Raw genomic sequence first — 14,147 nt, forward strand, 5'->3', positions numbered from 1 at the left:
TAAAAAGAACTTAAATTACAATCATGAAGAAACTAACATTACTACTTTTAGTACTATGTACCAGTCTTGCATTTACTACAGATGCCACGGCCCAGAAGTTTAGCGGACTTGACAAGAGTCCAGCGGATATCGCTTATTACCCTGCAAGCTCAAGGGAGGCTGATAAAGCAGCTCGTGTTATTTACAGTCGTCCACAGTTAAAAGGACGTAGTTTGGCTGAACTTGCCCCAGTTGGAAAAGTTTGGAGAACAGGTGCTAATGAAGCCACAGAAATTACATTTTATAAAGATGCCAAGGTTGGTGGTAAAACCATCAAAGCTGGTTCTTATGCACTATTTACCATCCCTGGTGAAAATGAATGGACAGTTATTTTGAACAGCAATCTACACCAATGGGGTGCTTATTCATATAATAGCGACGGTGATGTAGTTCGCGCTACTGCCACTACTTCTACCGACAGTGAAGAATTGGAAGCATTTGCCATTGCTTTTGATGATGATGGAAATATGGTAATGGGTTGGGGAACTACAAGAGTTACCTTGCCTATCAGCTACTAGAAAATTTTAGTTTTTACAGCATAAAAGCCCCAAAATGGGGCTTTTTTATTTATAATTATTTACTGAATAAGGTTCAAACAAATCCTCATACCTATACTAATCGGGACGTTCAGAATTACAAAAACCTATTATTTTTTCTGATCACCGCTCAAGAAAACGTGCTCGGCAGTTACATTGGGAATCTCTTCTGATGGAATCGTCATAATATCATCACTTAGAATTACGAAATCGGCAAGCTTACCAGGCTCAATACTTCCTTTTTCGTTTTCCTCAAAATTGGAATAGGCCGCCCATATGGTCATACCCTTCAAGGTTTCTTCCCGGCTCAAGGCATTCTCCATTTGAAAACCACCTTCGGGATATTGTTCCATGTCTTGACGGGCCACCGCTGCATAAAAAGTCAAAAATGGATTTACTTGCTCCACTGGGAAATCGGTACCCAAAGCCACCAATCCCGCTTTATCCAACAAATCCTTGTAGGCATAAGCCCCCTTAACACGTTCTGCACCCAATCTATCTTCTGCCCAGTACATATCGCTCGTGGCATGGGTAGGTTGAACGGATGGAATAATTCCATCCTCAAAGTAATCAAAATCGGGTTGTGAGATTACCTGTGCGTGCTCCACTTTCCATCTACGGTCCGTTTTACCTTCCAAAGCTTTTTCATACGCCCTTAGCACTACAATATTGGCAGAATCTCCAATGGCATGTGTATTCATCTGGTAGTCGGTCGCGGCAATTCGCTGTGCCAAGGCTTCAATTTGATCCACGGGGGTTACCATAGCACCAAAATGATTTGGCTTATCCGAATAGGGTGCTCTTAACGCCGCTCCTCTTGAGCCCAAAGCACCATCGCCATACACTTTTACGGAACGAACATTCAATCCATCTGTTTTTATAATGCCCTTGCTCAAAAAGTAATCCAAGTTCTCAGGATAATTGGACACCATGGCATAAACTCGAATAGACAATTCATTGGCTTGCTGCAAACTATCTATCAATTCGATGATGTCTCTGGACAGACCGGCGTCGTTAACTGTGGTCAATCCATAATCCAAAGAAATTGCTTCAGCATCTTTAAGTGCTTGTATTTTTTGTTCCAGACTGGCTTGGGGAGTCACATTATTGACCAAGCCCATCGGATTATCAACTAAAACACCTGTAATTTCTCCATTTTCTTTGACGATTTCACCACCTTCCGTTTCCGTATCAGCAGTAATGCCGGCCATATCCAATACTTTTTGGTTGACAAGATAGGCGTGGCCATCAATCCGCTCCAAAACAACAGGGATATTGGGAAACATTTCATCCAATTTAGCCTTGGTCGGAAATTCTTTTACCTCCCAATCATTTTGGTCCCATCCCCTACCCCAGATAAATTCTGAAGGACGCTCTTTTTGAAAGGCTGCTACTTTTTCCAATACTTCATCAAAACTATCGGTACCGACCAAATCCACTACTTGTTGGTTCTGTCCCAAGCCATAAAAGTGACAATGCGCATCAATAAGGCCAGGAACAATGGTCTTTCCTTCGGCATTCAATTGCTCTTGTCCATTATATTTTTTAGAAATTTCTTCGGAATCGCCAACGGCAACAAACTTTCCATCTTTGATGGCTATACTTGTGGCTTTGGAAAAATCAGCATCTACGGTATAGATATTGGCATTGGTAACGATAAGATCCACCTCTTCTTTGGTATTGCAAGAAAAAACTAAAAGAGCGGTAGCTAATAAAAGAATCTTTTTCATTTCTGTTGGTTTCCACCAAAAATAGAAAAAGCATGGATAATTTACGGGTTTTCGTCCTCAAACTTCGTCATCACAAATTCCACTCTACGATTCTTTCTTCGGGCCTCTTCGGTTAGTGTGGTATCCAGCGGTCTGCTATCACCAAAACCTTTGGATGTTATTCGTTTTTTATCCAATCCCAAACCGATTAAATATTGGGCCACGGCACCGGCTCTTTCACGAGAAAGCACATCGTTATATTCATCGGAACCCAAATCATCTGTATGCCCATTAATAGCAACCTTTAGGTTGGGGTTTTTCTTGAGGTGCTCATAAATATCTCGAAGACTTTGCTCCGCTTTGGGCTGAAGGTCAAAACGGTCAAAATTAAAATTGACATGGTCCAGCACATAAACCTCATTGGTTTTGTATTCCGGACCGAGATAGGTCAATGAAATATCGTCTAAATAATAATAAGAGTATCCTTCTTCCTTTTGAGGCGCCTTTTTGAAACTCATGTAATTTGTGCCGGCATTACTTTTAAAGTTCCCGAGGATGAGATGATTTTCAAAACCCTTGGCCACCATATCAAAAGTAAGTTCCATCCAAGTCTGCTTGTCTTCATAGTATTCATTAATCGGAAATTGTTTGATATGTGACGTTTGGGTAGAAACAGATGAAAGCTCTCCGTGACCAAGCTCTCTTTTAGTATGGATTGAAAGTGGTTTTTCGGCGAAAACAGCCCCCATATCCATTACAGCACCATCGGATTTTTCGGAAAGGCTTAAATACAATGTCAATCGGTATCGGCTTCCTTTCTCCAATGCTTCCTTTAATGGTACTTGAATATACTCGCGGTAATCATGGGGCGCAAATAAGTAAAGACCCGCATATGCGGCACCTTCATAAGGTTCTTGCTTGCCCTTAAAATTCATAGGGACACCCAGTTTGGTCCTGCTACATTGATTAAAATAATCGGTTGTACCCAAGGTTGGGGCACTCCAATACTTTGCATCTTTATTTAGATTGCTCATTTTAACCGGGCAGGAAACAAATTCTTCAAATCCCCCGTTTTGCACCAAATTCTGACCAAAGCCTGATGAAATCATCAGCAAGAATAGTATGTAATGAGGTCGTACTTTCATGTCTTCCAATTAATTTGGAACTGACAATCATCAGAATATCAATGAATTGACAGAAAGTAATGAACGGTATTTTTAACAATTTATTGCGTATTCTCCTACAATCTAGAAGTCAAACTTATAAGAGACACCTGCCAAGGCCTGGAAGCCTTGTACCCTAAAATTGGCCCAACGCTGGTAATTATTGTTCGCGATGTTGGATGCTTTCACAAAAATAGAGAGTTGATCATTGAACCTGTACCCCACATGAGCATTGGCATCAAAAAAGGCATCCAAGGTTATTGGCGCATAAGAAATTGTCGGAGGTACATTGTTTGTTAGAACAACAGATGTCAAAGCATCCCTCTCGCCAACATAGAACAGATTTGCTCCCATATACCATTGATCAGTGATTTGATAATCCATAAACAAAGACCCTTTAATCGATGGTAAATTCCATGCAGGGTTATCCGTTTCGGTATCATAATCATAGAACTCTGCATTTACGCCCAGAGAAAAATTACGGTTGACATCCACATTGATTTCCCCAAATACACCCAGGGTTTTTACATCATCATAAAAAACTTGAAAGGAATTACCATAATAATAACTCTTTTCATCAGTTCTGGAAGTGTTTATAGTATTCTGATAGAAAAGCGGTTTTCTGTTTTCTGCCATGTAGGATCCTTTGATGTTGTATCCCACAGTGGAGGTCAACTGGCCTTTAAGTCCCAGATATCCTTCATACTGTTGGTCAGTTGGTATAATATTGAGCGTTGGGGACACATATGGATTTTCATTGACAAAATCGTGATATGAATTTTGCTTCAAATCACCTTCGATTCCACCATATGCAATCACATTTTCATCCATAACACGGTATGATGCCGTTACAGCGGGATAAATATAAAAGTTGTTCTCGCTGTTCTCCATATCCAATCCGTAAACGATATTGGCACCCAAATTCAAGGTTAGATCATCCCGAAGAATCAAAAGACTTGGAGTGACCCCTGCCTGTAAATTGCTATATTTTTTTTCTCCGTCGTTTGCCCCTTCTGTAATGGAGCCATTTTGAAAACTGCCACCTACATAATCCACCTTTGCGGAAATCGTAATCAATTCCTCGGTGATGGGTAGCTCAAAAGTTGGGTTGACCACTGCTCTGTTCTCTGCAGATTCCGTGGCGTCCCAAAACCGCCTCAACAAAACATTCCCACTTTTAAAAGACGAATCTTCCATATTAAAATGGGCTTTCGCCTCTGCATTGAAATAGTTTTGCGTCTCATCCATGGCATTGATCTCATCCTCACTGAACAAGTCAGCCTGGATTCCGTACCAATTGTATAGTTGGTGCTGCAACCCAATTGCGGCACCCCAATCCATATAGCGGTCCTTTTTCGCGTAGGAAGCATTCAATTTGGTATCGTAGAAATCCGTTTCCAAGGGTGTAGAATCCAAATCACCTCTTGACGAATTGTGCGTTAGACCAAAATCCAACAAATCTTCACCTCTATTAAATTCACGGCTCGTGTAAAAATCCACCAAGGCGTTGTTGTAGTTACCTAACCCAACCGATGCATACGAATTGTACAAAGTGGGCGGCGGTGTTTTCTCAACTCCTGAAGCCTTGCCCTTTGCAGGGGTAAAAGTCGATGCCACCGGCACGGAAAATATGCTGTAATTGATTTTCTTCTTCTGAAGCACAATGGAATCGTTCAAGTTCGGTGACGATTTAATTTTAAAGGCATCCGAAACGGTTGGGGAATACGGTTTTACTACCGTTACCGTTTCCGTACCAATGTTATCCTCTTCCTGGGCGATAACAGCTCCGCAAAGGCTCAAAAAAAGTAATGAAATTATATAGGTTCTCTTTTGCATCTTGTGTCTCGTTTAATTTTCGTTGGGGTCTACGGATGAATTGCTCTCTGCTTCTTTGGCTTTGATAGTGGCCAGCTCGCTTTCTGCTTCCGCAACGATTTCCTCAAATTCAGAAAAATTGGAGATGACACTTTCCAAAATGTAGGTAGCTTGGAAGGCATCTCCCAAATTGTAAAAGTTCTTGGCCATGATTACCAAGCCTTTTCCTGCCCATTCCTTGTAAGCTGCATAATCTTTGGCCAATTTTTGAACGGACTCGTTGGATGCTTCAAAAGCCTGTTCCTGATTTTTAAAATAGGCATCGTAGTACCACGCTTCGGCCGCAAGCTCTCCTGAAGCAATTCCCCTAACATCTTGATAGGCCGTTTTTGCCAAACTCTCATTATTGGTGGCAATGGCTGAACGCGCTATCATAATTTGTGCATCACTTTTAATGCGATCATCAATTTTTGGAGCGTTCAACACCTTTTCGGCATAATCAATAGTTTGTGAATAGTCCTTCTGTCCGTAAAAACCTTTCATCAAATTGGATTGTGCAAAGGTTTTATTCTCTGAAATATCTGCTGTACTCTCCAATCTTTTTAAATACGGGATAGCACTGTTGTAGTCTTGTTTTTCCACATAAATTTCACAAACACGGGTTAAGGCCTGTTCGGTATATTCACCATTCCCACTATCAGCCACAGCCTTATACTTTGGTAAGGCCTTATCTTTTTCTCCGTTGGCAAAATAGAGTTGTGCCAAAGCAAAATTTACGTTATGGGCGTGCAATCCGTTCGGGAATTCTTTTAGATAATCCTCGTACCCGCGAATGGCTGCCGGAATTTTACCCTCAATTTGTTTTCTTTCGGCAGATTCAAAACTGGCATTGTCCAATTCGGTGTCGGTGACCTCCACAAAATCCAAGTTTCTGGCCCAAGCTGCATACTCGCTCACCCTACCTTCGTCCACATAAACCAGTTTGGCCGTGGCCACCGCTTGCTTGGCTTCTTGCGTATTGGGATATTTTTGAACCACCTCTTTTAGCTTGTCCAATGCTTGATCGTTACGACCGGAATTATAATGCACCAATCCTGAACGCAATAATCCTCTTGGCGCAAATTTGCTGCGAGAGAATTCAGTAACAATACGATCGTAGGTTTGTAGCCCTAAGCTTTCTTGATTGTTTTTAATATAGGAGTTTCCTAATTCGAATAAGGCATCATCTCGTAATGATGAACTTGGGTACATGGTTAAAAACTCGTTTAGACCATCAATCTTTGCTGAATTATTGCCCAAGAAGCCCTCGCAAAGTGTTTTTTGGAAGGCAGCATAATCTCGCTCGGGTCCATTCATCTTTGATGAAGTATTATAGGCCTTCTTCGCTAATTGATACTTGCTGTTCACGAAATAGCTATCACCTAAACGCAGGTAACCATCGTTTTTTCTTTGGTCATCAATAGCGTTTGAAGCCACCACATTTTGAAAATAAGATATGGCGTTGTTGTAGTCTTTCAGTTTGAAATAGGAATACCCTAAATTGTAATCCAACTGGTCGTATTCCGAAAGTGATTTTGCTGTTGGCGAGTTCTGGAACCTAACAAAATCGACCAAGGCTTCCTCAAAACGGTTCAACCTATAGGCTGATTCTGCTTTCCAATACAAAGCACGTGCTTCAAAACTGGAGTTTTCTGCATTTTTCAGGGATTTATCGAATCTTTCCCAAGCACCCTCGTAATCACCATCAATAAAAAGTTCAACACCACGGTAGTAGGCCACTTTTTGGTAGGTTTCTTTACTAGCGTAGTTTTTATTCTCCTCCAAAAGCTTCATAGCCCCTTCAAAATTTCGAGAGGTAATGTAGGAGTCCACCAAAAGTTCCTGAATTTCCAATTGATGCTCATCCTTTGGATATTTTTCCAAATAGGTGGTCAAAACCTGAGGCACAGGTTCGTAGGCATTGCCAATTTCGTAGCTCAAACGGGCATAGTTCAACCAAGCATCTTTTTGGATTTCGGGACTAAATTCCATTTGCGAAGCGTTTCGAAAAGCATTCAATGCCTCCGATTTTTTATCCAACTTTAAATAGCATTCCGCCAAGTGATAGTATGCATTCTGGGAAACCGCATTGTTTCCACCAATAATTTTATTGAATTGCTGAATGGCTTTTTGGTAATCACTCAGCTTATAATGGCTATACCCCAGCAGATAGTAATCGGTGTTGTTCCATTTGCCACGTTTACCACGATATTCTTCTAAATAAGGAATAGCCTCTGCATATTGTTCCAAGTTGAAATAGCTTTCGCCAATAATCTTGTTGAGTTCAGAAACTTCTTGACGATTACTTTTTGGCAATTGCTTTTTGGCCATCGCAATAGCTTCTTCAAACTTTCCCAATTTAAAATTTAGGTCCGCCTGATAGTATGACAGTTTTTCGTCAAGTAATTCAGGATCTTGAATCTGGTCGAATCGAGCGCTTGCAGCATTGTAATCGTCTTGTTCGTAGGCAATGTATCCCAAATAATATTTGGCCTGTGAACCATATTTTTGGGAAGTGGTTACCTTGTTCAAATAGCGTTCCGCTTCTTGTGGACGCTTGGATGCGTACAAGGCATAGCCGTTGTTAAAATTAAAGCGATCTCTTTCCGAATAGGGCATCGAGTTTTCATCCACCTTTTTGTACCATTTTAAGGCGTAGGGATATTTTCCTGTCTCAAAATAATAATCAGCTACATCTAAAAAAGCAGAATTTCTTTTGGTCGACGTTGGATATCGTTCCACAAAATCTTCCATCATTTTATCCGCCCCACGCTGGTTTAGTCGAATGGCAGCATTTGCAGCATAATATGCACTATTGGCTTCGGTTTCTCCATCATTAGTAGTTGCCTTTACGGACTCAAAAATGTGCTGTGCCGCTTGGTACTGCTCATTGTTATAGAGTGCCAAGGCATCTTGGTATGCTTTGTTTTCGTGGGTATATATTTTGGTTTCCTGTGCGGGAAGCACAAAAAAAGTTCCCAACAATATGGGAATTAAAAGGAGGTTTTTTCGATTCATAGTGTTCTACGCTCTTCTCGATTGACTTTATTCATAACGTCAAAATTAAGGCCAAAGTATGTCAACACCTAAAGTTGTAACATTTGGTTATACAATAATGATGAATAATTTTAGAACTTAGTACCTTTATTCCATAAAGCAATACTATGCCCGATACCATTGTAAAATTACAAGATGTAGCCATATTTCAGAGCGAAAACTTAGTTCTCAACAACATTGACCTTGAGGTTAAAAAAGGGGAATTTGTTTACGTAATTGGTAAAACCGGTAGTGGGAAAAGTAGTTTTATGAAAACATTGTACGCCGATCTTCCGCTAAAACAAGGAGCAGGTCAAGTGGTAGATTTTGACCTAAAAGCAATGAAAGAAAAAGATATTCCCTATTTGAGAAGAAAACTGGGCATTGTTTTTCAAGATTTCAAATTACTTCCCGATCGTAATATCAACAACAACCTAAAATTTGTGCTTAAAGCCACAGGATGGACCGACCCAAAAAAAATGGACGATAAAATCGAGGAAGTTTTGAACAAGGTTGGCATGAAAACCAAAGGTTTCAAGTTTCCGCACGAGTTATCGGGTGGGGAACAGCAGCGCATTGCCATTGCCCGCGCCCTTTTGAACGACCCAGAACTAATTCTGGCCGATGAGCCCACAGGAAACCTCGACCCCCAGACCAGTGTAGAGGTTATGAAGGTATTACAGGATATCAATCAAAATGGAAAAACCATTATTATGGCCACCCATGATTACGCCCTTATCTTAAAGTACCCTCACAAAACCCTAAAATGTGATGGTAGCAAAGTCTTCGAAGTGATTCAAAAAGCAATATAATCACTCCTTAAGACCAATAGTTCACTGATTTTCAATACAATTACTTGATCACCAAAAGTTTTTGTTACTTTGTCTAAACTAATTTCGCTTCCTATATATGGAAATTCTTGGTATTGATATAGGCGGATCGGGCATTAAAGGTGCTCTGGTAAACGCCGAAACTGGGGAAATGTTGACAGAACGCTTCCGAATCCCAACTCCAAAATCAAAAAAACCAAAAGACATGGCCAAAGTGGTGGCACAAATTGTGGACCACTTTAACTATGAGGGCCCTGTTGGATGTGGATTCCCCTCCATAGTAAAAAATGGCGTCTGTAAATCTCCTGGAAATCTGGACCCAAGTTGGGTAGGGGTTAACATTGATGAGTTATTTACCAAATACACCGGCCATGAGTTCACTGTTTTAAATGATGCCGATGCTGCTGGATATGCCTCCATGAATTATGGCATTGGAAAAGGGAAGAATGGTTTGGTGATCATGATTACCATTGGAACCGGTCTTGGCAGTGGTGCTTTTTACAACGGTGTACTTATCCCAAATTTTGAATTGGGACAGATTCCTTATAGGAAATACAAGAAAATTGAAAAGTGGGCAGCTGCCTCCGCTAAAGAAAGAGAAGACCTCAGCTTTAAAAAATGGGGCAAACGCTTTAATAAGTTTTTGAAATTGGTCGAGCTCATTGTATGTCCAGACCTTATTATTGTAGGTGGTGGAACCTCAAAAAAATGGGAAGAGTTCAGTCACTACATCAAAATTGAAACGGACGTGGTAAAGGCCGAGCTTATGAACCATGCCGGAATCATTGGAGCTGCCGTAGCGTGTTTACGAGAACAACATCACGGACATCTCAATCTTTAAGCCCGAAGTCGGACACGCTTTGCACCGAATTCTTCGATTGTAATCCCATTTAAAGTTTCTTTGCGCCTTCCGGTATCTCAAAAAAATTGGCAGGTACGTCCTTTATAAACTTCAAATCGGTAATTTCAATTTTAGTGATGTATTCCCCCGGTTTCCCATCTACCGTCCAATGTGTTTTTAACTCACTTGGCAATAAAACACCATCTACATCAACTAACTCCCCCACTTCCATAAACTTCTCTGGGTTGTGTCCACCATCTTTAAAATATTCGGGATAGGAAACTATATAGCGGGTTGCTGTCAGCAAATAGGTATCAGCATCAAAATGAAGGATGTAATAATCATCCGGAGCATCACCTGTACCTGGATCATAGGTAACTTTGACCACCTTGTTCTTTTTTCCTTTATAAGTGGTATCCGGCAGTAATTGCAAATTCACACCTTCTCCGTCTTCCACAAAAGGATGTCCCATAAGATACAAAGGCGTGAGCGCCCAAAATTTTGTATCATAGGCAAATGCTAAAGAATCCTTGGTTTTTAACCAAGCCTCTTCACCATTAAAACCAAATTTTTCCTCTGGATCGTTAACACTGAAATGCACCACCTTGTTGCTCCAAGAGTCCACCGTCTCATAACTATCCCTCTGGGTTGAACCATCAATGGGTTGGTAGTTAAAACGCATTTCCAACGCACCGTTTCGGTACCACCTGTACAATCCCCCATGGGCTTTCATAGCAGCCCAAATTACCTTTCCTGCATCTGAATTGGATAGACGTTCTTCGGCCTTTTTTACCCTTTTGTTTATCCAACTGTCCGGAATGGAAACAGTGCCTTTCGCTTCTTCCTGCTTGGTTTGTCCCACTACCGACCTAGAATTCTGTTTGGTCTGTTCCTTACAAGAGAAAAACAATAAAACGGATACTGCTACCAAAAAGGTTTTGCTCATGGCTTTTATTCTTTATTTAATAATGAAATATAGTCGATCCCACTAAAAATACTTTCAAAAAAAAAGCCTCTTTTTGCAAAGAGGCTTGATTATATTATATTTTGTTTCTTTTTCTATCCACTTCTTTCAGATATATTTTTCTGATTCTCAAGTGGTTTGGTGTAACCTCTACGTACTCATCTTTTTGGATGTATTCCAAGGCTTCTTCCAAAGAAAACTTGATGGCCGGCACTATTTTGGCCTTATCATCAGCTCCAGAAGAACGAACGTTGGACAGTTTTTTGGTCTTAGTTACGTTCACAGTCATATCATCTTGACGAGAATTCTCACCAATTACCTGGCCTTCGTAAATATCTTCTCCTGGATCAACAAAGAATTTACCTCTATCCTGAAGCTTATCAATAGAATAAGGAATCGCAGTTCCGTTTTCCATAGAAACCAAAGAACCGTTCAATCGCTGAGCGATATCACCTTTTAAAGGCTGGTACTCAAAAAATCTGTGCGCCATAATGGCCTCACCAGCGGTAGCAGTCAACAATTGGTTTCTAAGACCGATGATTCCCCTAGATGGAATAATGAATTCACATACCATTCTGGAGCCTCTCGCTTCCATACTGGTCATTTCTCCTTTACGGATGGATACCATTTCCACGGCTTTTCCAGATACTTCTTCGGGCAAATCGATGGTCAAATGCTCAACAGGCTCACATTTTACTCCATCAATCTCTCTGATGATTACCTGTGGCTGACCAATTTGAAGTTCGTAACCTTCCCTCCTCATCGTCTCGATTAAAACAGAAAGGTGCAAAACGCCTCGACCATATACTAAAAACTTATCGGCACTATCAGTCTCTTTAACACGAAGTGCCAAGTTTTTCTCCAATTCCTTTTCCAAACGCTCTTTAATGTGTCTGGATGTAACAAACTTTCCATCCTTACCAAAAAACGGGCTATCGTTAATGGTAAAAAGCATGCTCATAGTTGGCTCATCAATGGCGATGGTCTTTAGTTTTTCGGGGCTTTCAATATCGGCAACGGTATCACCAATTTCAAAACCTTCCATTCCAACAATCGCACAAATATCTCCTGCCACTACTTCCTCTACCCTCAAACGGCCCAAGCCTTCAAAGGTGTAAAGTTCTTTAATTCTGGTCTTTACAATGGAACCATCTCTTTTTACCAAAGAAACTTGCTGTCCCTCACGAAGCGTTCCTCTTTGCAATCTACCGATAGCAATTCGACCGGTAAACGAAGAGAAATCCAATGAAGTAATCAACATCTGGGTTGTACCTTCTTGTGGTTTAAATTCTGGAACATGCTCGATAACCATATCCAATAAAGGCTCAATGTTTTCGGTAGGCTCTTTCCAATCTTCACCCATCCAGTTATTCTTTGCAGAACCATAAACCGTTGGGAAATCCAGCTGCCATTCTTCTGCACCCAATTCAAACATAAGGTCGAACACTTTTTCATGAACTTCCTCCGGGGTACAGTTTTCTTTATCTACTTTGTTGATAACCACACAAGGCTTCAATCCAAGGTCAATCGCTTTTTGTAGTACAAAACGGGTCTGTGGCATTGGCCCTTCGAAGGCATCAACCAGCAATAAAACCCCATCGGCCATATTCAAAACGCGTTCTACTTCACCACCAAAATCGGCGTGACCAGGGGTATCTATAATATTAATTTTAGTGCCTTTGTAAACAACGGAAACGTTTTTGGAAACGATAGTGATTCCACGCTCCCTTTCCAGGTCGTTGTTGTCCAATATAAGGTCGCCTTTGTTCTCGTTTTCTCGGAACAACTGGCAATGGTACATAATTTTATCAACCAAGGTAGTCTTGCCGTGGTCTACGTGTGCAATGATTGCAATGTTTTTAATTTTGGACATAACCTAAATTTTAAGCCCGCAAAGATACTGCTATTTTTTTCTTGTATGCACACCTAAATGTTATTTTTATCTTATTGATTTAGTGGGAGTTCCAAATCTACAGACCTACACACCAACGCTTTTCGCTGATAATCCAACCAATACTCAGGTTGACCACGGGTTGAATAGTGCCTTTAAAGGGCCCTACATAGTAGCCAGCACCCGCATCTATGGAGAAACTAAATCCTGAATCATAACTACGCTGAATACCATAAACCAGACCACCATAGCCGTGAATGCCCTCCACCAATTGTCCCTCGACCACACGGTCTCCAGGAGAAAAAATGGCTACCGTAGGCGCTACATAGTTCCCCGAATTCCCATAAATAGACCTTCTGCGTCTTTCTCTAGAATTGAGGTTGTGGTAATATCGGTTTTGAATGGTTATAGCTGGAAAAAAATCGAAATCTTCCAGAGGTTTTGAACTTGCAGGTTCCAAAGCGGCCTGATACGCCACCCTGAAATCCAAAGTACTGTTTACACCCAGAGCCATTTCATACTCAATACCAGGGTTAATGGCATTGAGCTTAAACTGACGGATTTCGCAGTTTTTCCCATATTGGGAATACATAAAAAAACCTGTTGACAGGAATGTCCAAAGTAAAAAGCGACGCATTGTAGGTTAATTTGGTAGTATTATAACCCAAACTTTACCAAAATAGTATGTTTTGATGGTTTTATTTAATCCAGATATGCATCCCTTTTCTTTCTTTTGGTGGCCACCCAGCCAAATGTAAAATTGAACAAGGGACCATAACCATCTAGAACACCGTCTCCTTTGTAATATCCAGTACCTAACTCCACATTAAAATTAAAGCCGTTTTCATAAGTTCTTTGAATACCGTAGACCATTCCATAAAATCCAAGATTAAAATCAGCAGGAGCCTCAACATTTGTTGCGATACGAAGTTGAGAAAAGAAAATAGCCTGCGCCGCGGCAATATAGTTCCCTGAATTTCCAGACGTGTTTTTTTCCAAATCTTCCCTCCTATTAAAATTATGGTAGTATCGGTACCGGTTGTTCAATGCCAATCCAAACACATAACCTTCTTCATAAGTGGCCAATCCCAATCCTACATTTGAAGAGACACTTTGGTTTTTGAAAAGTCCCAATTCATAGGTAAATCCAGGACTTAGTAAATTCAATTTAAACTGATGGCGTTCTAGGTGAACCAAATCAAAAGTTCGGCCCCTTTCTTGCCATTGAGCTTGCGTAATAGTGGAAACAAAACAAAGAGTAATCAAAACAATTTTATGCTTCAT

The 14,147-nt window shown here is 40.7% G+C and carries 11 protein-coding genes; 3 read left to right on the forward strand and 8 right to left on the reverse strand.

The features are described from left to right. The first annotated feature begins 23 nt into the window (after positions 1–23). Entirely contained in the window at positions 24–557 is a 534-nt protein-coding gene (locus ACQQ5U_RS09780) for a DUF2911 domain-containing protein (RefSeq protein ID WP_437397122.1), read from the forward strand. 128 nt (positions 558–685) lie between these two features. Here the strand turns inward: ACQQ5U_RS09780 and ACQQ5U_RS09785 are convergent, their stop codons facing one another. From ACQQ5U_RS09785 to ACQQ5U_RS09800, 4 genes are all read right to left on the reverse strand, one after another. Continuing rightward, a complete protein-coding gene (locus ACQQ5U_RS09785; protein WP_437397124.1) occupies positions 686–2,305 on the reverse strand; it encodes an amidohydrolase in 1,620 nt (539 codons plus the stop codon). A gap of 41 nt (positions 2,306–2,346) precedes the next feature. Beyond that, positions 2,347–3,429 carry an OmpA family protein gene (locus tag ACQQ5U_RS09790; protein WP_437397125.1) on the reverse strand — a complete coding sequence of 361 codons (1,083 nt, stop codon included), beginning with the start codon at positions 3,427–3,429 and terminating at the stop codon, positions 2,347–2,349. A gap of 102 nt (positions 3,430–3,531) precedes the next feature. Then, the gene (locus ACQQ5U_RS09795; protein ID WP_437397127.1) at positions 3,532–5,283 is read right to left on the reverse strand and encodes a TonB-dependent receptor; all 1,752 of its coding nucleotides are present in this window, start codon (positions 5,281–5,283) and stop codon (positions 3,532–3,534) included. 12 nt (positions 5,284–5,295) lie between these two features. Continuing rightward, positions 5,296–8,319, reverse strand: coding sequence for a tetratricopeptide repeat protein (locus ACQQ5U_RS09800; RefSeq protein WP_437397129.1), 3,024 nt, complete (start codon positions 8,317–8,319; stop codon positions 5,296–5,298). A gap of 146 nt (positions 8,320–8,465) precedes the next feature. On the opposite strand from ACQQ5U_RS09800, the gene ACQQ5U_RS09805 reads away from it, so the two are divergent. Next, complete coding sequence (locus tag ACQQ5U_RS09805) at positions 8,466–9,149, forward strand: cell division ATP-binding protein FtsE (protein ID WP_437397131.1); 684 nt, start codon at positions 8,466–8,468, stop codon at positions 9,147–9,149. A gap of 97 nt (positions 9,150–9,246) precedes the next feature. Further along, positions 9,247–10,008, forward strand: coding sequence for a polyphosphate--glucose phosphotransferase (gene ppgK / locus ACQQ5U_RS09810; RefSeq protein WP_437397133.1), 762 nt, complete (start codon positions 9,247–9,249; stop codon positions 10,006–10,008). A gap of 49 nt (positions 10,009–10,057) precedes the next feature. Here ppgK and ACQQ5U_RS09815 read toward each other — a convergent pair whose 3' ends face one another. The 4 genes from ACQQ5U_RS09815 to ACQQ5U_RS09830 form a co-directional block, all read right to left on the reverse strand. Continuing rightward, positions 10,058–10,954 (reverse strand): hypothetical protein, encoded by an 897-nt coding sequence (locus ACQQ5U_RS09815; protein ID WP_437397134.1) that lies wholly within the window; start codon positions 10,952–10,954, stop codon positions 10,058–10,060. A gap of 94 nt (positions 10,955–11,048) precedes the next feature. Further along, positions 11,049–12,845: a translational GTPase TypA gene (typA, locus tag ACQQ5U_RS09820; RefSeq protein WP_437397136.1), complete on the reverse strand. Its 1,797-nt coding sequence runs from the start codon at positions 12,843–12,845 to the stop codon at positions 11,049–11,051. A gap of 97 nt (positions 12,846–12,942) precedes the next feature. Further along, positions 12,943–13,500, reverse strand: coding sequence for a hypothetical protein (locus ACQQ5U_RS09825; RefSeq protein WP_437397138.1), 558 nt, complete (start codon positions 13,498–13,500; stop codon positions 12,943–12,945). A 65-nt stretch (positions 13,501–13,565) separates the two neighbouring features. Further along, positions 13,566–14,147 carry a hypothetical protein gene (locus tag ACQQ5U_RS09830; RefSeq protein ID WP_437397140.1) on the reverse strand — a complete coding sequence of 194 codons (582 nt, stop codon included), beginning with the start codon at positions 14,145–14,147 and terminating at the stop codon, positions 13,566–13,568.

Source organism: Flagellimonas lutimaris (assembly GCF_051494225.1).
Taxonomy (GTDB): domain Bacteria; phylum Bacteroidota; class Bacteroidia; order Flavobacteriales; family Flavobacteriaceae; genus Flagellimonas; species Flagellimonas lutimaris_A.

What these genes read in the sequence shown, in the direction of transcription:
- ACQQ5U_RS09780 (WP_437397122.1), top strand. Translation starts at nt 24, where the DNA reads ATGAAGAAACTAACATTACTACTTTTAGTACTATGTACCAGTCTTGCA.
- ACQQ5U_RS09785 (WP_437397124.1), bottom strand. Translation starts at nt 2,305, where the DNA reads ATGAAAAAGATTCTTTTATTAGCTACCGCTCTTTTAGTTTTTTCTTGC.
- ACQQ5U_RS09790 (WP_437397125.1), bottom strand. Translation starts at nt 3,429, where the DNA reads ATGAAAGTACGACCTCATTACATACTATTCTTGCTGATGATTTCATCA.
- ACQQ5U_RS09795 (WP_437397127.1), bottom strand. Translation starts at nt 5,283, where the DNA reads ATGCAAAAGAGAACCTATATAATTTCATTACTTTTTTTGAGCCTTTGC.
- ACQQ5U_RS09800 (WP_437397129.1), bottom strand. Translation starts at nt 8,319, where the DNA reads ATGAATCGAAAAAACCTCCTTTTAATTCCCATATTGTTGGGAACTTTT.
- ACQQ5U_RS09805 (WP_437397131.1), top strand. Translation starts at nt 8,466, where the DNA reads ATGCCCGATACCATTGTAAAATTACAAGATGTAGCCATATTTCAGAGC.
- ppgK (WP_437397133.1), top strand. Translation starts at nt 9,247, where the DNA reads ATGGAAATTCTTGGTATTGATATAGGCGGATCGGGCATTAAAGGTGCT.
- ACQQ5U_RS09815 (WP_437397134.1), bottom strand. Translation starts at nt 10,954, where the DNA reads ATGAGCAAAACCTTTTTGGTAGCAGTATCCGTTTTATTGTTTTTCTCT.
- typA (WP_437397136.1), bottom strand. Translation starts at nt 12,845, where the DNA reads ATGTCCAAAATTAAAAACATTGCAATCATTGCACACGTAGACCACGGC.
- ACQQ5U_RS09825 (WP_437397138.1), bottom strand. Translation starts at nt 13,500, where the DNA reads ATGCGTCGCTTTTTACTTTGGACATTCCTGTCAACAGGTTTTTTTATG.
- ACQQ5U_RS09830 (WP_437397140.1), bottom strand. Translation starts at nt 14,147, where the DNA reads ATGAAGCATAAAATTGTTTTGATTACTCTTTGTTTTGTTTCCACTATT.